The 21,085-nt window shown below is 34.4% G+C and carries 22 protein-coding genes; 12 read left to right on the top strand and 10 right to left on the bottom strand.

Features of this window, described 5'->3' with window-relative positions; all coding sequences use genetic code 11:
• Nucleotides 1-23: 23 nt before the first annotated feature.
• On the top strand, nucleotides 24-920 hold the full coding sequence (gene xerD / locus B2145_RS10085) for a site-specific tyrosine recombinase XerD (protein ID WP_291101783.1): 897 nt from the start codon (nucleotides 24-26) through the stop codon (nucleotides 918-920).
• 102 nt (nucleotides 921-1,022) lie between these two features.
• Here the strand turns inward: xerD and rny are convergent, their stop codons facing one another.
• From rny to B2145_RS10070, 3 genes are all read right to left on the bottom strand, one after another.
• The gene (gene rny / locus B2145_RS10080) at nucleotides 1,023-2,585 is read right to left on the bottom strand and encodes a ribonuclease Y (protein ID WP_291101781.1); all 1,563 of its coding nucleotides are present in this window, start codon (nucleotides 2,583-2,585) and stop codon (nucleotides 1,023-1,025) included.
• A 207-nt stretch (nucleotides 2,586-2,792) separates the two neighbouring features.
• Nucleotides 2,793-3,086, bottom strand: a complete 294-nt coding sequence (locus B2145_RS10075; protein ID WP_291101779.1) for a cell division protein ZapA — start codon at nucleotides 3,084-3,086, stop codon at nucleotides 2,793-2,795.
• Between the two features lie 8 nt (nucleotides 3,087-3,094).
• Nucleotides 3,095-3,385 carry a hypothetical protein gene (locus B2145_RS10070; protein WP_291101777.1) on the bottom strand — a complete coding sequence of 97 codons (291 nt, stop codon included), beginning with the start codon at nucleotides 3,383-3,385 and terminating at the stop codon, nucleotides 3,095-3,097.
• Nucleotides 3,386-3,553: 168 nt separating this feature from the next.
• On the opposite strand from B2145_RS10070, the gene B2145_RS10065 reads away from it, so the two are divergent.
• Nucleotides 3,554-5,257 carry a M23 family metallopeptidase gene (locus B2145_RS10065; RefSeq protein WP_291101775.1) on the top strand — a complete coding sequence of 568 codons (1,704 nt, stop codon included), beginning with the start codon at nucleotides 3,554-3,556 and terminating at the stop codon, nucleotides 5,255-5,257.
• Between the two features lie 5 nt (nucleotides 5,258-5,262).
• The gene (locus tag B2145_RS10060; protein WP_291101773.1) at nucleotides 5,263-7,728 is read left to right on the top strand and encodes a TonB-dependent receptor; all 2,466 of its coding nucleotides are present in this window, start codon (nucleotides 5,263-5,265) and stop codon (nucleotides 7,726-7,728) included.
• Here B2145_RS10060 and B2145_RS10055 read toward each other — a convergent pair.
• Nucleotides 7,725-7,973, bottom strand: coding sequence for a helix-turn-helix domain-containing protein (locus tag B2145_RS10055; protein WP_291101771.1), 249 nt, complete (start codon nucleotides 7,971-7,973; stop codon nucleotides 7,725-7,727). The genes B2145_RS10060 and B2145_RS10055 overlap by 4 nt on opposite strands.
• Nucleotides 7,974-8,196: 223 nt before the next feature.
• Here B2145_RS10055 and B2145_RS10050 point away from each other — a divergent pair, with 223 nt between their 5' ends.
• The 6 genes from B2145_RS10050 (at nucleotide 8,197) to B2145_RS10025 (ending at nucleotide 10,797) form a co-directional block, all read left to right on the top strand.
• On the top strand, nucleotides 8,197-8,667 hold the full coding sequence (locus tag B2145_RS10050; protein WP_291101769.1) for a hypothetical protein: 471 nt from the start codon (nucleotides 8,197-8,199) through the stop codon (nucleotides 8,665-8,667).
• A 182-nt stretch (nucleotides 8,668-8,849) separates the two neighbouring features.
• Nucleotides 8,850-9,107, top strand: a complete 258-nt coding sequence (locus tag B2145_RS10045; RefSeq protein ID WP_291101767.1) for a hypothetical protein — start codon at nucleotides 8,850-8,852, stop codon at nucleotides 9,105-9,107.
• A gap of 277 nt (nucleotides 9,108-9,384) precedes the next feature.
• Nucleotides 9,385-9,663 carry a type II toxin-antitoxin system Phd/YefM family antitoxin gene (locus tag B2145_RS10040; protein WP_291101765.1) on the top strand — a complete coding sequence of 93 codons (279 nt, stop codon included), beginning with the start codon at nucleotides 9,385-9,387 and terminating at the stop codon, nucleotides 9,661-9,663.
• A complete protein-coding gene (locus tag B2145_RS10035; protein ID WP_291101764.1) occupies nucleotides 9,632-9,928 on the top strand; it encodes a Txe/YoeB family addiction module toxin in 297 nt (98 codons plus the stop codon). Before B2145_RS10040 ends, B2145_RS10035 begins: the two co-directional genes overlap by 32 nt.
• Nucleotides 9,929-10,160: 232 nt before the next feature.
• Entirely contained in the window at nucleotides 10,161-10,511 is a 351-nt protein-coding gene (locus B2145_RS10030; RefSeq protein WP_291101762.1) for a type II toxin-antitoxin system RelE/ParE family toxin, read from the top strand.
• A complete protein-coding gene (locus B2145_RS10025) occupies nucleotides 10,498-10,797 on the top strand; it encodes a helix-turn-helix domain-containing protein (RefSeq protein WP_291101760.1) in 300 nt (99 codons plus the stop codon). Before B2145_RS10030 ends, B2145_RS10025 begins: the two co-directional genes overlap by 14 nt.
• A gap of 12 nt (nucleotides 10,798-10,809) precedes the next feature.
• Here B2145_RS10025 and B2145_RS10020 read toward each other — a convergent pair whose 3' ends face one another.
• The 6 genes from B2145_RS10020 to B2145_RS09995 form a co-directional block, all read right to left on the bottom strand.
• Entirely contained in the window at nucleotides 10,810-11,511 is a 702-nt protein-coding gene (locus B2145_RS10020; RefSeq protein ID WP_291101758.1) for a DUF2971 domain-containing protein, read from the bottom strand.
• 153 nt (nucleotides 11,512-11,664) lie between these two features.
• Entirely contained in the window at nucleotides 11,665-13,491 is a 1,827-nt protein-coding gene (locus B2145_RS10015; protein WP_291101756.1) for an ABC transporter ATP-binding protein, read from the bottom strand.
• The gene (locus B2145_RS10010) at nucleotides 13,492-14,529 is read right to left on the bottom strand and encodes a PDDEXK nuclease domain-containing protein (protein WP_291101754.1); all 1,038 of its coding nucleotides are present in this window, start codon (nucleotides 14,527-14,529) and stop codon (nucleotides 13,492-13,494) included. It lies immediately after the preceding gene.
• A gap of 8 nt (nucleotides 14,530-14,537) precedes the next feature.
• The gene (locus tag B2145_RS10005) at nucleotides 14,538-16,265 is read right to left on the bottom strand and encodes a phospho-sugar mutase (RefSeq protein WP_291101752.1); all 1,728 of its coding nucleotides are present in this window, start codon (nucleotides 16,263-16,265) and stop codon (nucleotides 14,538-14,540) included.
• Between the two features lie 41 nt (nucleotides 16,266-16,306).
• The gene (locus tag B2145_RS10000; RefSeq protein ID WP_291101750.1) at nucleotides 16,307-17,260 is read right to left on the bottom strand and encodes a glycosyltransferase family 2 protein; all 954 of its coding nucleotides are present in this window, start codon (nucleotides 17,258-17,260) and stop codon (nucleotides 16,307-16,309) included.
• Nucleotides 17,261-17,268: 8 nt separating this feature from the next.
• Nucleotides 17,269-17,796 carry a DUF4199 domain-containing protein gene (locus B2145_RS09995; RefSeq protein ID WP_291101748.1) on the bottom strand — a complete coding sequence of 176 codons (528 nt, stop codon included), beginning with the start codon at nucleotides 17,794-17,796 and terminating at the stop codon, nucleotides 17,269-17,271.
• 245 nt (nucleotides 17,797-18,041) lie between these two features.
• Here B2145_RS09995 and B2145_RS09990 point away from each other — a divergent pair, with 245 nt between their 5' ends.
• The 3 genes from B2145_RS09990 to B2145_RS09980 all read left to right on the top strand — a co-directional run bounded on the left by B2145_RS09990 (nucleotide 18,042) and on the right by B2145_RS09980 (nucleotide 20,969).
• Nucleotides 18,042-18,293 carry a type B 50S ribosomal protein L31 gene (locus B2145_RS09990; RefSeq protein WP_143391223.1) on the top strand — a complete coding sequence of 84 codons (252 nt, stop codon included), beginning with the start codon at nucleotides 18,042-18,044 and terminating at the stop codon, nucleotides 18,291-18,293.
• A 135-nt stretch (nucleotides 18,294-18,428) separates the two neighbouring features.
• Entirely contained in the window at nucleotides 18,429-19,604 is a 1,176-nt protein-coding gene (locus B2145_RS09985; protein WP_291101743.1) for a GlmU family protein, read from the top strand.
• 165 nt (nucleotides 19,605-19,769) lie between these two features.
• Nucleotides 19,770-20,969, top strand: a complete 1,200-nt coding sequence (locus tag B2145_RS09980; RefSeq protein ID WP_291101741.1) for an ATP-binding protein — start codon at nucleotides 19,770-19,772, stop codon at nucleotides 20,967-20,969.
• The last annotated feature ends 116 nt before the right edge of the window (nucleotides 20,970-21,085 follow it).

Genomic DNA, 21,085 nt, shown 5'->3' with positions numbered 1-21,085 from the left:
AAAAAAACCTTTACTTTGCTTTCATGAATTGGAACAATTATATAAAAAGTTATCAATCTTATCTCAGAATCGAAAGAGGATTATCCAAAAATACCATTGATAATTATTCTTTTGATATTGAACGCATGTGCCTTTTTCTTACGGAAAACGAGATTGTTGTTTCGCCCATAAAAATAACCGAAGAAACCATTCAACAATTCATTTATAACGTTTCAAAAGAAGTTAATCCTCGTTCACAGGCCAGAATCATTTCGGGATTAAAAAGTTTTTTCGGCTATTTGATTTTCGAAGATTATCGTTCGGACAATCCTTTGGAACTGATCGAAACCCCAAAAACAGGAAGGAAACTCCCCGATACTTTATCAGTTGATGAAATTGATGCGCTTATTTTGGCAATCGATTTGAGCACAAACGAGGGAGAACGAAATCGAGCGATGTTAGAAACCCTTTATGGCTGCGGGCTTCGGGTTTCGGAATTGGTGACGCTAAAAATTTCTGATTTATTCTTCGATGAAGGTTTCATCAAGATCACAGGTAAAGGAAATAAACAGCGTTTTGTGCCCATTGGAAATTTGACCCAAAAATATATTCAGATTTACAGGGATACCATTCGAATTGATTTGAATATCAAAAAAGGGTTTGATGACACCTTGTTTTTAAACAGGAGAGGAGGCCAGCTTTCGAGAGCCATGATTTTTACAATAATCAAGGATTTGTCAACCCAAATAAATTTGAACAAAAACATAAGTCCCCATACTTTGCGGCATTCATTTGCTACGCATCTTCTTGAAAATGGTGCCGATTTGCGTTCGATTCAATTAATGCTTGGTCATGAATCAATCACCACGACAGAGATTTATGTGCATCTGGATAGAAGATTTTTGACACAAGTGCTAAATGATTTTCATCCCAGGCGTTAGTTGGCAGATGGCAGATAAAAAAAAGACTTGCCAATTTTTCAATTAACAAGTCTTATATTTTTATTACATCAATTTCTTCTCTTTGAGAAGGCTAGAATGGGCTTATTTCGCAATATTTACCGCTCTTGTCTCTCTAATAACGGTTACTTTAACCTGACCCGGATAAGTCATTTCTGTTTGTATTTTTTGTGAAATTTCGAAAGACAAAGTGGCTGCATAATCATCAGAAACTTTTTCGCTTTCGACAATGACACGAAGTTCTCTACCTGCTTGAATTGCATAAGCGTTTTTCACTCCGCTAAATCCATAAGCAACTTCTTCCAAATCTTTTAAACGTTGAATATAAGAGTCCAAAACCTGACGTCTGGCGCCTGGTCTCGCACCCGAAATCGCATCACAAACTTGAACAATTGGAGATAACAATGATTTCATCTCAATTTCGTCGTGGTGTGCCCCGATGGCGTTGCAAACTTCTTCTTTTTCGCCATATTTTTCAGCCCATTGCATTCCTAATAATGCATGTGGCAAATCACTTTCGGCGTCTGGAACTTTACCAATATCATGTAATAAACCGGCTCTTTTGGCTAGTTTTACATTCAAACCTAATTCGGCGGCCATAATTCCACAAAGCTTGGAAACTTCGCGTGAGTGTTGCAGTAAATTTTGTCCATAAGAGGATCGGTATTTCATTCTACCCACAACTTTTATCAATTCAGGATGTAAACCATGGATGCCTAAATCGATAACCGTACGTTTACCCACTTCTATAATTTCATCGTCAATTTGTTTGGTTGTTTTGGCTACAACTTCTTCAATACGTGCTGGATGTATACGTCCATCCGTTACTAGTTTGTGTAAAGCCAAACGTGCAATTTCTCTACGCACAGGATCAAAACAGGAAAGAATAATGGCTTCAGGTGTGTCGTCCACGATAATTTCTACGCCAGTTGCTGCTTCAATCGCTCTAATATTTCTACCTTCACGACCAATAATTCTACCTTTTACATCATCAGATTCGATGTTGAAAACGGATACGCAGTTTTCTACCGCTTCTTCCGTTCCAACTCTTTGGATGGTGTTAATAATGATTTTCTTGGCCTCTTGTTGTGCCGTCAATTTAGCCTCTTCGATAGTGTCTTGAATGTAGGACATCGCTTTGGTTTTGGCTTCGGCCTTCAAACCTTCGACCAATTGATTTTTAGCCTGTTCTGCAGACAATCCGGAAATTACTTCCAGCTGTTGAAGTTGACTTTTATGCAATTTATCTACTTCTGCTTGTTTTTTATCTAAAACTTCTATTTTATTGTTGTATTCTAAAGTTTTAGATTCAAAATCGTCATTTACTTTCTTGGCTTTTGACAATTCATTTGAAATTTGGGATTCTTTGTCTCGAATCCTTTTTTCGACTTCGGCCATTTTCTGGTCACGAGAAAGAATTACTTGTTCGTGTTCTGACTTCAATTCGATAAACTTTTCCTTTGCTTGAAGAATTTTATCTTTTTTTATGTTTTCGGCCTCAAGATTGGCATCTTTTAAAATAGATGCGGCTTCTTTTTTTGCGTTTTTGATCAAATTGGAAATATTGCTTTTCTCAATAGTTTTGGCTATGCCAAATCCCCCCGCTATACCGGCAATTCCTGAAATAATTATTGTTAAAATGTCCATGTTTATTAAAATTTATATATAAAAAAGCCTACATTAGGTTGCTTGAATAAACTCGGAAAGACAAGTTTTGAGCTAACTCGTTGTTCAAGCTTTCACGCAGGGCGTGACGTGCTATAGTAACGATGATTTGCTCATTCTAATTTGTTAGTGTTGAGTTTACCAAATATGAACTAATGTAGGCAGTATCTTAGTTTTTGTAAAGAACGTTTAATTATCGAGATATTTATCTAAAAGTGCATTGATTTTTTTAATTCTTTCGATGGTTGCATCACCATCTATCGCACTATTAATTTGTTTTTGTTCTGATTGTGAGGCAAATTGCAAAGCACACATTGCTAATACATCCTGCTTGTCACGAACTGCATAATTTTCTTCAAATTGCTTTATCATCACGTCAATTTTCTTCGAAGCACTTCTAAGGCCTTCTTCCTGGGATAGTTCTACCGTTAATGGGTAGATCCTGTCTGCAATTGATATTTTAATTTTAAGCTTTTCGTCCATATCTTTTACTAATCTGATAGCTGTGCTATACAGTGATCAATTTCACGAATCAATGAATTTATTTTAAGCTTTGTATCTCTTTTATTATCTTCGCTGCCTAGTAATGCGTTGGCGATTTTAAGTGTTTCATACTGCGATTTTAAGGCATCAATCTCTTGAGATTGGGTTTGTATGATTTGTGCAGCTTTTGTCAATTCAATTTTCAAATCTTGATTATTTTTCTCTAAACTATTTATTTTAATGAAAAGTTTTTCAATCTTATTTTCAAGAGTATCAATTATTTCTGCAATTACACTCATAACATATCCTACGTATTACATAATCATACAAAGTTAGTATTCCTTTTTATTATTACAATATTTTATCTGTTTTTTTACATTAAAATGCATAATTAATTGTTGTACAGTAGATTGTGTTTTAAGTTTTTTAATAACTTCTTTTTTTTTATCTTAGCAAAAATGTATTCAATGAGATTTTACTTATTTTTAATGTTATTATGCGGTTCACTATCTGCACAAACTAATTATCCAAAAGATTATTTTAGCCCTCCGCTTGCTATTCCAATGCAGTTGTCAGGCAATTTTGGGGAGCTGAGACCCAATCATTTCCATGCCGGGTTTGATTTAAAAACTCAGCAAAAAGAAGGGCTAGAGGTGCATGCCGTGGCTGATGGTTACGTGTCACGAATCAAAATCTCTACTTTTGGTAACGGAAAAACTATTTACATTACGCATTCTAACGGGTTTACTTCAGTATACGGACATTTACAAAGGGCTACTGATGCCATTGAGGATTTCATAAAAAAAACGCATTATAAAGAACAGTCTTTTGAAATAGAAATGTTTTTTAAACCTGGGGAAATGGTGGTCAAGAAAGGGCAGGTTATTGCGCTTTCTGGAAATACTGGGGCTTCCGAAGGACCTCATTTGCATTTTGAATTTCGGGATAACAGAACAGAGAACATCATAAACCCAATGTTTTTTGGGTTTGATAAAATGATGAAGGACACAAAAAAACCCATCATTTCCAGTGTTTATGTTTACCCGTTGGATAATGAAACTAACGTTAATCAATCGAAACGTCCTTTATTGCTCAACTTGTCATTACAAAAAGATGGAACTTATCTGTCGGATAAAGTAGTGGCTAATGGTAAAATTGGTTTTGGTATTACCACTTTCGATTATGATGATGTTTCATTTAACAAAAATGGAGTGTATAAAGTGCAGTCCTTTTATAACGGAACACCTAATTTTGGGTATCAATTTGACACTTATTCTTTTGATGAAATGCGTTATGTAAATGCATTAATTGATTATTCAAAGTACAAGAAAACGCAACAAAGAATCCAAAAATTATTTATGCGAAACCCTTATAATCTGAGCATAATTAAAACGGATGAAACCGGAGGTGTTCTTACCATGGTTCCTAATTTGGCTTCGGTTTATCGCATTGAAGTTTCCGATTTTTATGGCAATAAAAGTGTGGTTTCCATTCCTGTGAAATATGATATATTACCCACAATTATTGAACAAGAGCCAATCCTTTCAAAATATTTCGTAAAGGCAAATAAAGACAGCAATTTTGCCAAAGAAAACATGTCGGTTTTCTTTCCGGCCGGAACTTTTTATGATGATTTTTATTTAAATTTCGATGTAAAAAACGACACTTTGTTTCTTCATGAGGATACTGTTCCTGCCCATGCTAATTTCACCATTTCGATAGAAGACAATAAATATACCGAAGCCCAAAGGGAAAAATTGTTCATCGCATCGATTGATGGCAAAAAAATAAGCCATAATGTTACCTATCGAAAGGATAGTGTTTTTACCACCAAGGCAAAAACCTTGGGACAGTTTGCCTTAGTTTTAGATACGGTTGCACCAAAAATCACGATAGCAAAATCTATTGAAGGAAAATGGATAAGCGACAAAAAGTTTATTCAATTGACCATAAGTGACGGATTGTCCGGTATTAAATCTTACAATGGTTATTTGAACGGAAAATGGATATTGTTTGAATATGATAATAAAACAAAAAGAATTACCCACAATTTTAGTGACGGTATTGTCGAGGAAGGCGCAAATGAATTAAAAATAGTTGTGATTGATAACGTAGGAAATTCTGCTATCTTTGAAACACGGTTTTTTAGAAGTCAAAATAATAAAAATTAAATTTCTTGAGTATAAATAAAGCAATATTTGTTTTCTTTTTTTTCTGTTTCGGTGCTATTGCTTTTGCTCAATCTGCCAAAGTAAAAGGAATTATTCTTGATAAAAACAATCAAGCTGTTGATAACGTAAACGTGTCTTGCGGTGGTATTGGAACCCGATCAAACGAAAATGGTTTCTACAGCATAATTGTTCCCGAAAATCAAAAAGTGGTCGTTGTTTTTTCCCATGTTTCCTTGAAAAAAGTTACTGTAACAGTTACCCTAAAATCAAACGAGGAATATGAATTTAACTTGGTTATGAATGACCAAGAGGAGCAAATGGGGGAAGTTGTTATTATGGCAAACAACAAAAAAAGGGTACAGGGAATTGCAATTATTGAACCCGAATTGATTCGAAAAATTCCCGGTGCCAATGCCGGTGTCGAAAATATTTTGAAATCTTTGCCGGGTGTAAATTCCAATAATGAATTGAGCACGCAATATGCTGTTCGTGGTGGGAATTATGATGAAAATCTGGTTTATGTAAATGAAATCGAAGTGTATCGTCCCTTTCTTGTTCATTCGGGTCAGCAAGAAGGACTGAGTTTCACCAATACGGATTTGGTTCAAAATGTTGATTTTTCGGCGGGAGGTTTTCAGGCAAAATTTGGCGATAAATTATCCTCTGTTCTGGATATTACTTATAGAAAGCCCACAAAATTTGGAGCGGTTGCAGAAGCGAGTTTCCTTGGCGGAAGCCTTGCCGTTGATGCTGTTTCCAAAAACAAAAAATGGTCGGCAATTACTGGAGTTAGGTATCGCAACAATAGTCTTCTGGTAAATAGTCAGGAAACGCAAACTAACTTTAGGCCTGCATTTGCCGATATCCAAACCAATATAAATTTCGACGCCTCAACCAAATGGCAATGGAGTTTTCTGGGGAATATTTCCCAAAATAAATACCAATATCAACCCTTGACGCGCCAAACTAATTTTGGAACCATCGATAACCCAATGGCGTTATTGGTTTTTTACGAAGGTCAGGAAAAAGATAAATATGATACTTATTTTGGAGCGATTAAATCCACCTATATTGCATCCAAAAACACAACTTATAAGTTTATCGCATCCGTTTATCACACACAAGAACAAGAGCATTTTGATATTTTTGCACAATATCGATTAGGCGAAGTTGACGCCAATATTGGTTCTGAAACCTTCGGCAATGTGGCATTTTCAAGAGGAATTGGTTCGCAGCTCAATCATGCTAGAAATGATTTGGACGCGCTAATTGCAAACGCCGAGATAAAAGGTTTTCATGACTGGAAAAAAAATCAATTCGAGTGGGGAATTAAATACACGCGGGAATCTATTCGTGATAGGGTTATAGAATGGGAAGTGATTGATTCTGCCGGTTTTTCGATAAATCCACCCATTGTTATTTTGCCTAAAAACGACCAGCCCTATTCGTCTTATACGGGGCCTTTAGTCCCTTACCAAAATGTGAGAGCTACTAATTTTGTCACCATTAACAGATTCTCGGGTTATGCACAATGGAGCCGAAAAGGAAATATTGGTAACAACGAAATTTGGTTGAATGTAGGCGTAAGATCCCAAAATTGGGAAGTTGCCGGCGACAATATAGTTAGCAAAACGCAATTTACTTTCAGTCCCAGAGCACAAATTAGCGTGAAGCCCAATTGGAACAAGGATATGTTTTTTCGACTTTCGGGAGGGTTGTATCATCAGCCGCCATCTTATCGTGAATTGAGGGATTTTGAAGGAGTCGTGCAGCCCGATGTCAAAGCGCAACAATCCATCCATATTGTTTTGAGCAATGATTATAGTTTCAAGATGTGGAATCGTCCTTTCAAAATGGTTTCGGAATTGTATTATAAATCACTGACGGACGTCAATCCATATACTTTGGACAATGTTCGAATTCGTTATGCTGCAGTCAATAATGCCAAAGCGTATGCACAAGGATTTGATTTTCGGTTGAATGGAGAATTTGTTCCGGGAACCGAATCGTGGTTCAGTTTTGGCTACCTGAAAACCGAAGAAAATAGCAATAACAAAGGATATATTGCCAGACCGACCGACCAATTATTGAAATTTGGATTGTTGTTCCAAGATTATATGCCCAATATTCCGAGCGTAAAACTGTACTTGAATTTGGTTTACAATACTGGATTACCCGGTGGTTCGCCTTCGTATGCTGATCCTTATTTGTATCAAAATCGTTTGAAAGATTATCGTCGTGCCGATGTTGGTTTTTCTAAAGTTTTAATCGACAGCAAAAATCCGTCTACTAAAAATTGGTTGAAAAGCTTCAAGGAATTGGCGATTGGATTGGAAATTTTCAATCTTTTCGACAATCAAAATGCGATTACCAATACTTGGGTTCGTGACGTTTACACCAAAAATCAATACGCGATTCCTAATTATATGACCACAAGGGTTTTTAACGTGAAGTTGAATGCGAGGTTTTAGGATTTAACATCTACATCTTCGAACAAATCGGCTACTTTTATATTCAGTGCTTTTACAATTTTAATCATTGTACTAATCTTCATTTCCTGTTTTCCCTTGATGTATTTACGTAGGTTTTCTACGTCTAAACCTGCGTCATAAGCAACATCTCGTTGTTTTAGTTTTCCTTCCTTTATGATATAGTTAATTCTATCGCCAACCTGCAAAACGATTTCAGAAACTTCCTTTTTTCTATTAGAATTCATAGAACCAAATTACAAGAAATCGATTGTTTATAAGTAATTGCAAACAATCGGTTGTTTATAACTGAATTTATGTTTATGTTTGTTTGAAATTAATAAATCAACTAAAGGATTGATTTAATAACTTGTAATTGGCTGGAACATCTGAACAACCTGAAGCCTTTAAGTGATTTTTTCTGGGTTGAATAATTCACAAAATAAAGTAAGAAATTTTTAAAATATAAAAATGAAAAAAATTTGTATGATTGCAGCTCTAGTTTTTTTAAGTTCATGTGGAAAAAAAGCCCCAAAATGTGATAATGGAAAAGTTATTGAGATTGTTAAATCTTTAATTTTTCCAATACTTGAGGAGAATGATTATAAATTGGCTGCAGCAGTTACAAATATGGACGGTAGAATCGTAAATAAAGACGATCCGAACTTTGAAAATGCTAGAGCTGATGCGATAAAAGGGGATGATGAATATAGGCAAAAGCAAAAGTTGCAAATGCAAGAAGCAGAGCTAAAAAATATAATTACGACAGAAGTCAACGAAGAATTAAAATCTTGCGGCTGTGAAGCAACTTTGTCAATGAAAGGATCTTCGGAAATTGCTTTTGGGACCGTAGTAAAATTTCTTGGAAACGGGTCTAGAATATTATACAACGTAAAGACGGACTCAAATGGTGAGGTAGTTGTTGAAGTAATGCCAAATTAAAAAAGGAAATGTAAAATAAAGGTTTTATTTATGGTCAATATTGCTGAATGTAAAACGAATTAATACTTTGTAACATAGGAGAAAGTTATTTTATATAAAAAAATCAGAAGATAAAGTTGATAGTACAAGACCTTTTAAAATGGAACTATAATAAATTCACAACAATTGATAAAAAAAATATTATGAAATCAAGAGTAAGAGTAATTAAAGAAGTACCTAAAAATATTAATTTCCCAGATTGGAAACTTTGTTTTCAATGGTGTCAATATATTTATGATAACGGAACAAGTGAATTAGGATATAGATTTATTTGGAAAGATGAGGCAAACCATTTGAAACCACAAAGAGGGCAAGCAAGAATTCCTTCATTTACTGAAATGCAAAATTTATTAGATGAAGCAAGAAACGATGGCTGGTTAGAAAAAATTGAAACAGAATAATAAAAAACACTCTACAGCCACAGTTTATAGAAAAGGAGGGTTTTTAATGTAACAGTTGAATGCGAGCTTTTAAAATTATATCAAAATATCACTCTCTAAATCTGATTTTTCTATCGTGAAATCAAAGCCAAGTTGTTCCACCAATTGAATAACGAGGTTTTTATACCAGTTTTCGGATTTGGGATGGATGTAGATTTATTTCAATTTTTTATTTATCTGCATATTTTTTTTCGTACCTTTGTGTGTACAATTAAAAGTACAGATAAAATAAATTAGTATGAAAGCAGTATCAATATCAACTTTAAGAAAAAACATTAAAAACTATTTTGATGAGGTATCCCAATCGTCAGAAATGTTGATTGTTTCAAGAAATGACGAAGAAGATGCCGTTGTTATTATATCCTTAAAAGAATATAATTCAATGACAGAAACACAGCATTTATTATCAACGAATGCAAACAGAATAAGGCTTGCTGAATCAATCCAACAAGCGGAAAAAGGCGAATTGAAGACTTACAATTTAGATGAATTGGAAACAGCTAAAAATGGAAATTAGTTTTACTCCAAACGGCTGGGAGGAATTTGAATATTGGATAGATAATGACCTAGATATTGTTGCAAGAATTAAAGATTTAATAAAATCTATTAGACAAAATCCTTTCAAAGGAATTGGAAAACCAGAACCTTTAAGATATGATTTAAAAGGGTATTGGTCCCGAAGAATTACTGGGGAACATAGAATTGTCTATAAAGTTTCAGGCACCAAAGGTGTAGATCAGAAATGTATTATTATACAGTGTAGATTTCATTATGATAATTAAAAAAACACGATAATGTGTTGAAAGAGAGAGTGAAATCGTAAACCTTATATCAAAATATCACTTTCCAAATCCGATTTTTCTATTGTGAAATCGAATCCTAATTTTCCTCAACCGTTTCAAGACGAGAAATAGTATGCCGTAAAAATGGCTGTAAAAAAGAAAATCAAAAAAATTATTAGAAATAAATGAAATTTAAAGTTGTACTTTGGTGCAACTTTATTAAATTTGTTTTGTGGAAAAAGAATTAAAAATAAGAGTTGTAACATTTTATAAAGATTACTTTACAGAATTCTTTATTAAACAACGAGAAAAAGTTCAAGATAAAATCACTTGGACTTTAGATTTAATTGAACAATTAGAAAAAGTTCCCGAAACGTATTTAAAACATATTGAAAATACTGGAGACTTATATGAAGTAAGAGTAAAACAAGGAAGTGATATTTTTAGAATATTTTGTTTTTTCGATAAAGGAAAATTAATAGTTTTGGCTAATGGATTTCAAAAGAAAACGCAAAAGACGCCCAGAAAGGAAATAGACAAAGCATTAAAAATTAAAGAAGAATACGAAAATGAAAACAAGTAACTTAAAAACACTCGCAGAATTCAAAGATGAGTTTTACGGAAAAAAAGGAACCGAAAAACGGGACAATTTGGAAAAAGGTTTCGAGCAATTCAAACTTGGTGTAATGATTCACCAGGCGAGAATTGAAAAAGGATTAACTCAAGAAGAACTTGCAAATAGAAGCGGAACAACAAAATCGTATATTTCAAGAATTGAAAATAACGTAAAAGAAGTTCGCTTTTCTACTTTGCAAAAGATTGTGGAATTAGGATTAGGCGGAAAATTAGAACTTGCCATAAAACTATAAATAGCGTAACCCCTATATCAAAATATCGCTTTCTAAATCCGATTTTTCAATCGTAAAATCAAAGCCGAGTTCTTTTACCAATTGAATCACGAGATTTTTATACCAGTTTTCTGATTTGGGATGGATGTATATTTTTTCAATTAATTGATTGATGTTCACATTTATTTTCAGTCCATCATTCAATTTGATATTGCTCAAGGTGACATCAGAAATGATGCGAACTTCTCTTTCGTACTGAAAACTTTTACGCTTGAACAAGAAAGGAAAAAACATGTCGTCAAACGGAATATATTCTTTTTTGTAATCGATATAATTGACTTCGCCAATGTATTGCTCGTGATTTTTTTCGGAATCCAAAGCATTTTTCAACCTTTCTACCGTAGATTGTATGGCCAAACCTTCGCTGTTTTGAGTGAAAATTTGCCACATGGCAAACGATTCATATTCGTTGATATGCCAACTGCTGATGGCTACTTTTTCGCGATGTGATTTGTAATATTGCAAAAATTCAGGATTATTTTCTGAAATTCTTTTGATTTCCTCGAAAGTTGGCTCGCTAAAAGTGCCTTCATATTGATCTTCAAATTTGTCCGATCGAGACATAAAAAGCTTCTGCGACAGCAACAAATCGAGGAACTTGGACAAATCCAAGTATTTCCAAACAATGGTGTTTGGATCTTCAGGAAGCTTTATGTTTTTATTATTGAGGTACATTTTAGGAATTAAAAATCAGAAATTAAAAATTAAAAATCCGTCAAAATCAGTGTTTTTGCTTTTGCAAATCCGTTTTGTCTGCGTTCCATAAAAGAGCCAGTATAATGATGAGATTGCTTCGTTCCAATAACTATCGGAACTCGCAATGACAGATTATTCAAATGACTGCATCGTTACCAATTTATGATACGTTCCGCTTATGGCAATTAACTCATCGTGAGTTCCTTGTTCTACAATTTCTCCTTTTTGCATTACCACAATCTTGTCCGCTTTTTGAATGGTCGAAAGGCGGTGGGCAATCACAATCGAAGTCCTGTTTTGCATCATATTTTCCAAAGCGACTTGCACAAATTTTTCGCTTTCAGTATCCAATGCTGAGGTGGCTTCATCCAGAATCATTATCGGTGGATTTTTCAAAACCGCACGCGCAATGGATAATCGTTGTTTTTGGCCTCCGGAAAGTTTATTTCCGCTGTCGCCAATGTTGGTGTAAATACCAAGAGGCAAATCTTTTACAAATTCATAGGCATTGGCAATCTTCAAGGCTTCGATAATTTCATCATCGGTTGCGTTTAATTTTCCGAGCGAAATATTGGCTTTTATGGTGTCATTAAACAAAATGCTGTCTTGGGTTACTAATCCCATCAAGCCGCGAAGCGATTGCAAATTAATATCTTTTATGTCAATGCCATCAATGGAAATCGTTCCCTCATTCACATCATAAAAACGAGTCAATAAGTTGGCAATCGTACTTTTTCCGCTTCCGGATTGACCGACGAGTGCCACGGTTTGTCCCTTTTTTACTTCGAGCGAAAAATCCTTTAAAACGGTGTCTTCTTCGTATTTAAAGTTAATGTTTTTTATCGTGATTTTTGATTCAAATGAATCTTTTTTCAGCGCATCTTTTTTGCTCGTGATGGTGTTTTTCTGTTCCAAAATTTCCAACACCCGTTCTGCTGCAGCGTTCCCTCTTTTGATGGCATAAGATGCTTTCGAAATTGATTTTGCCGGCGTAAGAATATTATAAGCCAAACCCATATAAGCAATAAACGAGGCGCCGTTCAAGGTTTTTTCTATCAAAACCATATGGCCTCCGTACCAAAGCAAAATGGCGATAACCATAATTCCCATAAATTCGCTTGCCGGTGAAGCCAGATTTTGGCGGTTGCCAATGCTATTTGATAAAACAAAAAATCGTTGTGTCGATTCTTGAAAAATACGATTGAAATATTTTTCGGAATTATAGCCTTTTACGACTTTCAATCCGCCAAGAGTTTCTTCGATAGTCGATAAAAAGATACCTTGTTCTTGTTGCGCTCGTGTCGATTTCTTTTTTAGTTGTTTCCCTATTAATGAAATTATGTAGCCAGAAACTGGAATGAAAATAAATACAAAAAGAGTCAATTTGAGACTTATTAAAAACATCATTGTGATTGTAAATATAATTGTCAAAGGTTCTTTTACAATCAATTCTAATATCGAAAGGAATGAGGTTTGTACTTCATTTACATCGGCAGAAATTCTGGAAATCGTGTCTCCTTTTCTTTTTTCGGAAAAAAAGGAAAGTGGCAAATTGATGGTTTTTTTGTACATCGCATTTCGCATATCCCTCAAAACACCATTTCTCAAAAAAGTGATGAAAAACATAGCCAAATAATCGCTCAAATTCTTCAATAAAAAAATTGAGATAATCACGATTACCATAATTGACAACGTATATCCAACACCGTATGAGTCCGTTGCATTTGTGATGTAATAGCTTAAAAAATCTTCGGCAAATTTTTTAAATTCCCAAATCCCTTTGAAAGTTGGCAACACGGTATTTCTTTTGGTTTGGTCAAATAAAACCTGCATCATTGGGATTAATGACATAAAAGAAAGCGTGCTAAACAATGCGTACAAAACATTGAAAAATATGTTGAAGTAAGCGTATTTTTTATAGGGAATTATAAAAGGGAATATTTTCTTGAAATTGTTCATTTATTTTCTTGTGTTATTTTCTGCTATGGCAATGGCTCTTTCCAATTTTTCCAGCAATAATTTTTTCTCGGGTAACTGTGTTAAATACTCAGCTACTTTTATTTGTTCATCGTTATCAAGCATCAAATAATTAATTTGTTCAGCAGATTTCTCGCTACAAAGAATTAATCCAATGGGTTTGTTTTCACCGTCTTTTTGTTCGTTATGTTCTAACCAACGGAGGTACAATTCCATTTGACCTTTGTAAGCTGCTTTAAATTTTCCAAGCTTAAGATCAATAGCAACTAATCTTTTTAAACCTCTATGATAAAAAAGTAAATCGATGTAAAAATCTTCATTATCAATAGTTATTCTTTTTTGACGAGCCAAAAACGCAAATTCGCTTCCCATTTCAGTAATAAAATATTGAAGCTGTGCCAAAATTGAACTTTCTAAATCTTTTTCTGAATAACTATCGTGCAATCCTAAAAAGTCTAGAAAATAGGGGTCTCGAAAGGCTAAATCCGGACTGATTTTCTTTTCGGTTTCCAATAGTTTTAAGTCATTGATAATGGTCTGTTCCGGTTTTTTACTTATGGCAGTTCTTTCAAAAAGCATACTGTCAATTCGGTCTTGCAAAGTTCTAACGCTCCATCTTTCATGGACGGACATTTGAGTGTAGAATTCTCTTTTTACCTGGTTTTCTATGTAGATAAGATTGTATAAATGTGACCAACTCAATTTTGCAGACAGTGTCTGCAAAATTATAACATCTTCAAAAACAGCACTTAGCTTAATGAATCCCTGTAAATTTCTTTTGCTAAAACCTATTCCATATCTATTGGTTAATGCTATGCTTAATTCTGGAATTATCTTCTTTCCGTAATCGGCCCGATTGTTATTCAGAATATCATCATTAATACTTTTTCCGATATTCCAATACAATAAGGTGAGTTCTTGATTGACAGTTTTTGCAACATTATGACGTGTTGTATCTATTAAACCGATAATCGAATTTAATAATTGTGGAGTATCATTTGTATCGAGTTTACTGTCCATTTATTGGATTAGTTCAATTGCATTGATGCAATGATATTTTTTATTTTTTCGTTCAAAATGCCTTCTGCTTCCGTGAAATCTTCCACAGAATTCAATTCGGCGTTTACGCTAATATAAAATTTAATTTTAGGTTCTGTTCCGCTTGGTCTTGCACAAATTTTGGAACCATCTTCGGTGTAATAAATAAGCACATTCGATTTTGGCATATCCATTTTGGTTTCTTCTCCGGCAAGTAAATTTTTCGCCATCGATGATTGGTAATCCTCCACCATAACTACTCTTTGTTCGTTGATTTCCTTTAAAGGATTCTCACGCAAATCAACCATCATTTGATTGATTTCCTGTAAACCTTCCATTCCTTTTTTGGTTAACGAAACCAAATATTCTTTATAAAATCCGTTTTCAACATACAGTTTTAATAATTCTTTATACGCCGTACTTCCTTTCGCTTTGGCTTGAGCCGCAACTTCACAAATCAACAATGTGGCAGCAACGGCATCTTTATCACGAACAGCATCACCCACCATATAGCCAAAACTTTCTTCGCCGCCACCGATGAATTCTAATTCCGGAAAATCTTTGATCATTTTAGCAATCCATTTGAAACCGGTCAGACCAACCTTGCATTCCACGCCATAACTAGTCGCCAATTCCATTATCATCGGGGTAGAAACGATGGTGGAACCAACGAATTGTTTCCCGTTGATTTTCCCTGCTTTTTTCCATTCTTTCAACAGGAACGAGGTCATCAAAATCATGGTTTGATTTCCGTTCAACAAGGTCATTTTGCCTTCATTATTTCGAACCGCAACTCCCAATCGGTCACAATCAGGGTCGGTTCCAACGACGATATCGGAGTTGGTTTTATCGGCTAATGCCAAAGCCATGGTTAGTGCTTCTGGCTCTTCTGGATTTGGAGATTTTACGGTTGGAAAATCACCATTTGGCACTGCCTGTTCAGGAACAATGTGCACATTGGTATAACCAGCTTGTGATAAAGTGTCAGGAACCAATGTTATTGAAGTTCCGTGCAAAGAGGTGAAAACAACATTTAGATTGGCTTTCGCTTCAGCCGAAGTATCAAAACTGGCGTTTTCTATTGATGATTTTATGAAAGCTTGATCCACTTCGGTATCGATATAATGAATCAAATCCTCATTGGCATCAAACTTAATTTTGTCGTAGTTTAAATTTTCAATGGTATTGATGATTTCTTCGTCTTGCGGAGGAACGATTTGACCACCATCTTCCCAATATACTTTGTATCCATTGTATTCAGGAGGATTGTGAGATGCCGTAAGCACAATTCCACACTGGCAACCTAAATATTTTAGCGCAAAAGATAACTCTGGAGTTGGTCTTAAATCCGAAAATAAATAAACCTGGATTCCATTTGCCGAGAAAACATCGGCGACAGTTTTGGCCAATGTTTTGCTGTTATGACGGCAATCATAAGCAATTACTGCTTTCAAAGGTTGATTAGGAAATACTTTATGCAAATAATCAGAAAGTCCTTGTGTGCTTTTTCCAAGTGTGTATTTATTGATGCGATTGTTTCCGGCACCCATAACGCCACGCATTCCGCCAGTTCCGAATTCAAGATTTTTATAAAAACTTTCTTCAAGATCTTTTGGTGAAGAGTTTATCATCGTTTTGACGGCTTCTTGAGTTTCATTGTCGAATGTTGGCTTAAGCCATTCGTTTGCTGCTTCTAAAATGTTTTGTTTGATTTCCATTTTATATTTTTTTAGAATTTGAATATCTTTTTTATTTGGAATTAATTTATTTCTTTCGAAACCTTATAGCGTTCCTCATTGTTTTTTGTTCTCAAAATAATTTCACCAAGAAATCCTGCCAAAAACAATTGTGTACCTATAATCATGGTAGTTAGTGAAATGTAAAACCAAGGATTATTAGTGACCAAATCATAAGGTAGGTCGTGATATAATTTATATAATTTCATAAATCCAATAAATCCAGCCGAAAGAAAACCTATTATAAACATTATTGATCCCAATGCGCCAAATAAATGCATTGGTCTTTTTCCAAATTTTGACAGGAACCAAATGGTAATTAAATCCAAGAAGCCATTGATGAAACGCTCCATTCCAAATTTAGTCTCCCCATATTTTCGGGCTTGATGTTGCACCACTTTTTCGCCAATTTTACCAAAACCAGCGTTTTTTGCCAAAACGGGAATGTATCGGTGCATTTCGCCCGAAACTTCGATGTTTTTGACAACTACATTTTTGTAGGCTTTTAACCCGCAATTGAAATCATTTAATTCCACACCAGATGTTTTTCTGGCAGCCCAATTAAATAATTTTGAAGGCAAATTTTTTGCAACAACAGAATCATATCGTTTCTTTTTCCAGCCGGAAACTAAATCAAAATTTTGGGTGGTAATCATATTGAATAATCCTGGAATTTCTTCGGGACTGTCTTGCAAATCAGCGTCCATAGTAATAATTACATCGCCTTCTGCCTTTGCAAAACCAGCATGTAGGGCTTGTGATTTCCCGAAATTTTTCATGAAACGAATGCCTTTCACATTTGGATTTTCTGCCGCTAATTCTTCAATAATGGACCAAGAATTATCGGTACTTCCATCATCTATAAAAATGATTTCATAGGAATAATTGTTCGATTTCATCACCGAAATGATCCAAGTATAGAGTTCTTTGAGTGATTCCTCTTCGTTGAGAAGCGGGATAAGTATGGATAAATTCATTTATATTTTTATTCTTGTGAAGGTTTGCTTTTAAAGACTAAAGCCAATAATAATCCAAAAAGGGCGCTGAATGCTATTTTAAATACAGATCCTTTTATTAATTCAATAACAGAATATGGATCGTTTTCTTGAAGTTTTTTCATTGCTTCATTAATTGCTGATGATGGCGTGTTGAATTTTTGCATAGTTTCCACCATATATTTCATTGTTAATTCTTTAAGGGTGTCCTTTACAGAAGGATCTATTATATTGAACAAAATGACATTAAAAGCAACGGATATTAAAATTCCAATTACCGCCGAAATAAAATAGGTGGTAAAAGCATCTTTAAAAGAAAATATTCCCTTTAGTTCTTGCTTGGTTTTAGAAAGTAAAACTATCCCAATTATAATATAGATTGCGATGCTTACGAAACCAATCCACATAGAAGTAAATAATTTTAAATCTATTGAATATATCAAAGTAGTAATTATTGCACCTACGACACCAGTAATTATACCATATTGAATCCCGTTTTTCTTTATAATTTCATTCATAGTTGAAAGTATTTATTTATTAATCCACAAATATAACAATTCCCAATTTATTCAAGGGTAAAAATCGTTTTTTACGATTATATAAAAAAAGTAATGTAAAGATTTGATTATTGAAAAATAATTGTAAATTTGCAGACTCAAAATAATTAAAAGTTTTAAACAAAAAGAGTAGTTGCATTTACACCTTTTTCTGAACACGAGAAAGCTTCAAAATTAAAACGCTCAAAAAATAAATAAAAATAAAGATGAAAAAAGGAATTCACCCAGAAAATTACCGCTTAGTTGCCTTCAAAGACATGTCAAATGAAGATGTGTTTATTACTAAATCTACTGCAGATACAAGAGAAACAATTACAGTTGATGGTGTTGAATATCCAGTTGTAAAAATGGAGATTTCCAGAACTTCTCACCCTTTTTACACAGGTAAATCTAAACTTATTGATACTGCAGGTCGTATCGATAAATTCAAAACTAAATACGCTAAACACGGTAAATAATATTTACTTTGTTGAAAATAATATAAAGCTCCGCAATTTGCGGGGCTTTTTTATTTTAATTGCTATTCAAAACTTTGTAACTTTGAACCTTTAAAGTACAGACGATACAATGCATCGTCTCTAACAAAATATTTTATGAATTATATACTTTTCGACGGACCAGCCAGAAATGCTTTATTACCTTTTACTTTCACGCGTCCAGTTGCCGATATTCTTATTGGGATAATGACGATTCGTCAAAAATGGGAAATGCGTTTGGGTTCTACCACGACTACATTGACCGAGGAATATTTGTCAGAGAAATTCCCGATGGTGGAAATGGAAGAAAATGTAATGATAAATGCTTCTTTTCTTCCCAATGCAATTTTGGCGGAAATGGTCAGTGACCTCGAATCGAATCAAGCCATTTTCAAAGGCGATGAAGTCATTGCTTTTTACACCAGCGAAAACCAGGAAGAAGTCGATTTTGATTTATATGACATTATTGAATTTGAAGAGGATTGTTTAAGAGTCGAACATACTTGGGATATTTTTTCCAATAATGACGCCGCAATTCGCGAAGATTTTGAACTTTTAACCGAAGACAGAAAATCGCAATCTATTCCTAAAAGTGTAAATACTATTGGGAAAGAAAATATATTTATCGAAGAAGGAGCAAAGCTGGAATTTGTAACGCTGAATGCTTCGTCCGGCCCCATTTATATTGGAAAAAATTCCGAGATAATGGAAGGCTCCGTTATTCGCGGGCCATTAGCTTTGTGTGAAAATGCACAAATAAAAATGGCTGCCAAAATTTATGGTGCAACAACTGTTGGACCGTATTCCAGAATTGGCGGCGAAGTAAAAAATGCGGTACTTTTTTCCTATTCCAATAAAGGACACGATGGATTTCTGGGAGATTCAGTGCTGGGTGAATGGTGTAATATTGGTGCCGACACGAATACTTCCAACCTGAAAAATAATTATGAAGAAGTGAAATTGTGGAATTACGAAACCGAAGGTTTTGCCAAAACCGGACTTCAATTTTGCGGATTAATGATGGGCGACCATAGCAAATGTGGCATCAACACAATGTTTAATACGGGAACCGTTGTAGGAGTAAGCGCCAATATTTTCGGAACAGGGTTTCCCCGTAACTTTGTGCCAAGTTTTTCTTGGGGAGGTGCATCGGGATTTACCACTTACTTGACTAAAAAGGCTTTCGAAACCGCCAAGTTAGTAATGAATCGCAGGAATATTGACTTCGATGAAAAAGAAGCCGCTATTTTAGAACATGTTTTTGAGGAAACTAAAAAGTGGAGAGCCCCATAACCATCAAAGGGGGAATAGTGCAGTATAAAATATACGATAATTTACTTAGTGTACAACGTAAATTATCGGATATTTTTATAGTATACAATGTAAATTATCGGATAATATTAAAAATAATATTAAAAATATCCGATATTTTGTAATATTTTGTACATTTGCAAAGTGATGCAAAGGAAAAAACATATCGTGATTTCAGAACATCTTTCAAAAAAAGAGTTTACAATCCTTATTGGCGCAAGACAAATAGGGAAGTCAACGTTATTGAAACAAATCTTCGAAGAATTACAACAAAAGGGAGAAACCGTGTATTTTCTCAATTTAGACAGAAAAGAAATTTTAGACGAACTAAACCAAAATCCTGAAAATTTGTTCAAGATTTGTCCGTTGCAACCAGACAAAAAAATCATTGTTTTTATCGATGAAATTCAATATCTCGATGACGCTACCACTTTTTTAAAATTACTTTTTGACGAATATTCTAATCGATTAAAAATTGTTGCCACAGGAAGTTCTGCGTTTTATATCGACAAGCAATTTAATGATTCGCTCGTAGGCAGGAAGAAAATATTCCTTATGGGAACGCTCGATTTTGAAGAGTTTTTGCTTTTTAAAGGGAGAAATGATTTGGTCGATGAAATTATTCAACTCAAAACCAAGAAAAAGACAAAATCAATTCAAGAGAATTTACTTTGGGCTTATATGGACGAATTTATGAATTATGGCGGTTATCCTGCCGTGGTTTTAGAGAATAATATGACACAAAAAATTGAATTGCTGAAAGATATTCGGGATTCATTTATTAAGCGGGACATTCTGGAATCTGGAATAACAGACGAAACCAAATTTTATAGAATGTTGATGCTTTTGGCCAGTCAATCGGGGAATTTGTTGAATGTAAACGAAATTTCGAATACGTTGCGAATTACAAATGCAACGGTCGAAAATTATTTATATGTCCTGCAAAAATGTTTTCATATTACTTTGGTAAAACCTTTTTATAACAATATAAGGAAAGAATTGACCAAAATGCCAAAAGTGTACATCAACGATTTAGGTTTGCGAAATGTATTGATCAATTATTTTTCGCCACTCGAACAAAGAGCCGATAAAGGAATGGTTCTTGAGAATCTGTCTTTTAGATTACTATCCGAAAGATACGACCAAGACCAAATAAAATATTGGCGCACTGCCGATGGAAATGAAGTCGATTTTGTTGTAGAAACTTCCTATTTGAAAGGTTTTGCAGTCGAAGTTAAATTCAATGAACAGGAAGCCAAACCCAATAAATACAATAAATTCACGCAGAATTATCCGGATTTTCCTTTGGAATTTTGGTGGTGGAAAAAAATGGATTTGTTGCTTTGACCCGCGAGGTTTTTAGTAATACAACATCAAAAACATAACCCGTCCCATTTTTAAAACTGGATTGGGCTATGTTTTTTTGACCAAATTAACTCCTTATACCGCTAGTTATTTCAAAT

Source organism: Flavobacterium sp. UBA5153 (assembly GCA_002413745.1).
In the GTDB taxonomy this organism is placed as follows: Bacteria; Bacteroidota; Bacteroidia; order Flavobacteriales; family Flavobacteriaceae; genus Flavobacterium.
The sequence above is the reverse complement of the archived record's forward strand: the minus strand, read 5'-3'. Positions and strand labels throughout refer to the sequence as shown.

Bases quoted from the DNA above. Each gene is read 5' to 3' on its own strand.
- xerD (WP_291101783.1), top strand. From the start codon at position 24: ATGAATTGGAACAATTATATAAAAAGTTATCAATCTTATCTCAGAATC.
- rny (WP_291101781.1), bottom strand. From the start codon at position 2,585: ATGGACATTTTAACAATAATTATTTCAGGAATTGCCGGTATAGCGGGG.
- B2145_RS10075 (WP_291101779.1), bottom strand. From the start codon at position 3,086: ATGGACGAAAAGCTTAAAATTAAAATATCAATTGCAGACAGGATCTAC.
- B2145_RS10070 (WP_291101777.1), bottom strand. From the start codon at position 3,385: ATGAGTGTAATTGCAGAAATAATTGATACTCTTGAAAATAAGATTGAA.
- B2145_RS10065 (WP_291101775.1), top strand. From the start codon at position 3,554: ATGAGATTTTACTTATTTTTAATGTTATTATGCGGTTCACTATCTGCA.
- B2145_RS10055 (WP_291101771.1), bottom strand. From the start codon at position 7,973: ATGAATTCTAATAGAAAAAAGGAAGTTTCTGAAATCGTTTTGCAGGTT.
- B2145_RS10050 (WP_291101769.1), top strand. From the start codon at position 8,197: ATGAAAAAAATTTGTATGATTGCAGCTCTAGTTTTTTTAAGTTCATGT.
- B2145_RS10045 (WP_291101767.1), top strand. From the start codon at position 8,850: ATGAAATCAAGAGTAAGAGTAATTAAAGAAGTACCTAAAAATATTAAT.
- B2145_RS10040 (WP_291101765.1), top strand. From the start codon at position 9,385: ATGAAAGCAGTATCAATATCAACTTTAAGAAAAAACATTAAAAACTAT.
- B2145_RS10035 (WP_291101764.1), top strand. From the start codon at position 9,632: ATGAATTGGAAACAGCTAAAAATGGAAATTAGTTTTACTCCAAACGGC.
- B2145_RS10025 (WP_291101760.1), top strand. From the start codon at position 10,498: ATGAAAACAAGTAACTTAAAAACACTCGCAGAATTCAAAGATGAGTTT.
- B2145_RS10020 (WP_291101758.1), bottom strand. From the start codon at position 11,511: ATGTACCTCAATAATAAAAACATAAAGCTTCCTGAAGATCCAAACACC.
- B2145_RS10015 (WP_291101756.1), bottom strand. From the start codon at position 13,491: ATGAACAATTTCAAGAAAATATTCCCTTTTATAATTCCCTATAAAAAA.
- B2145_RS10010 (WP_291101754.1), bottom strand. From the start codon at position 14,529: ATGGACAGTAAACTCGATACAAATGATACTCCACAATTATTAAATTCG.
- B2145_RS10005 (WP_291101752.1), bottom strand. From the start codon at position 16,265: ATGGAAATCAAACAAAACATTTTAGAAGCAGCAAACGAATGGCTTAAG.
- B2145_RS10000 (WP_291101750.1), bottom strand. From the start codon at position 17,260: ATGAATTTATCCATACTTATCCCGCTTCTCAACGAAGAGGAATCACTC.
- B2145_RS09995 (WP_291101748.1), bottom strand. From the start codon at position 17,796: ATGAATGAAATTATAAAGAAAAACGGGATTCAATATGGTATAATTACT.
- B2145_RS09990 (WP_143391223.1), top strand. From the start codon at position 18,042: ATGAAAAAAGGAATTCACCCAGAAAATTACCGCTTAGTTGCCTTCAAA.
- B2145_RS09985 (WP_291101743.1), top strand. From the start codon at position 18,429: ATGAATTATATACTTTTCGACGGACCAGCCAGAAATGCTTTATTACCT.
- B2145_RS09980 (WP_291101741.1), top strand. From the start codon at position 19,770: ATGCAAAGGAAAAAACATATCGTGATTTCAGAACATCTTTCAAAAAAA.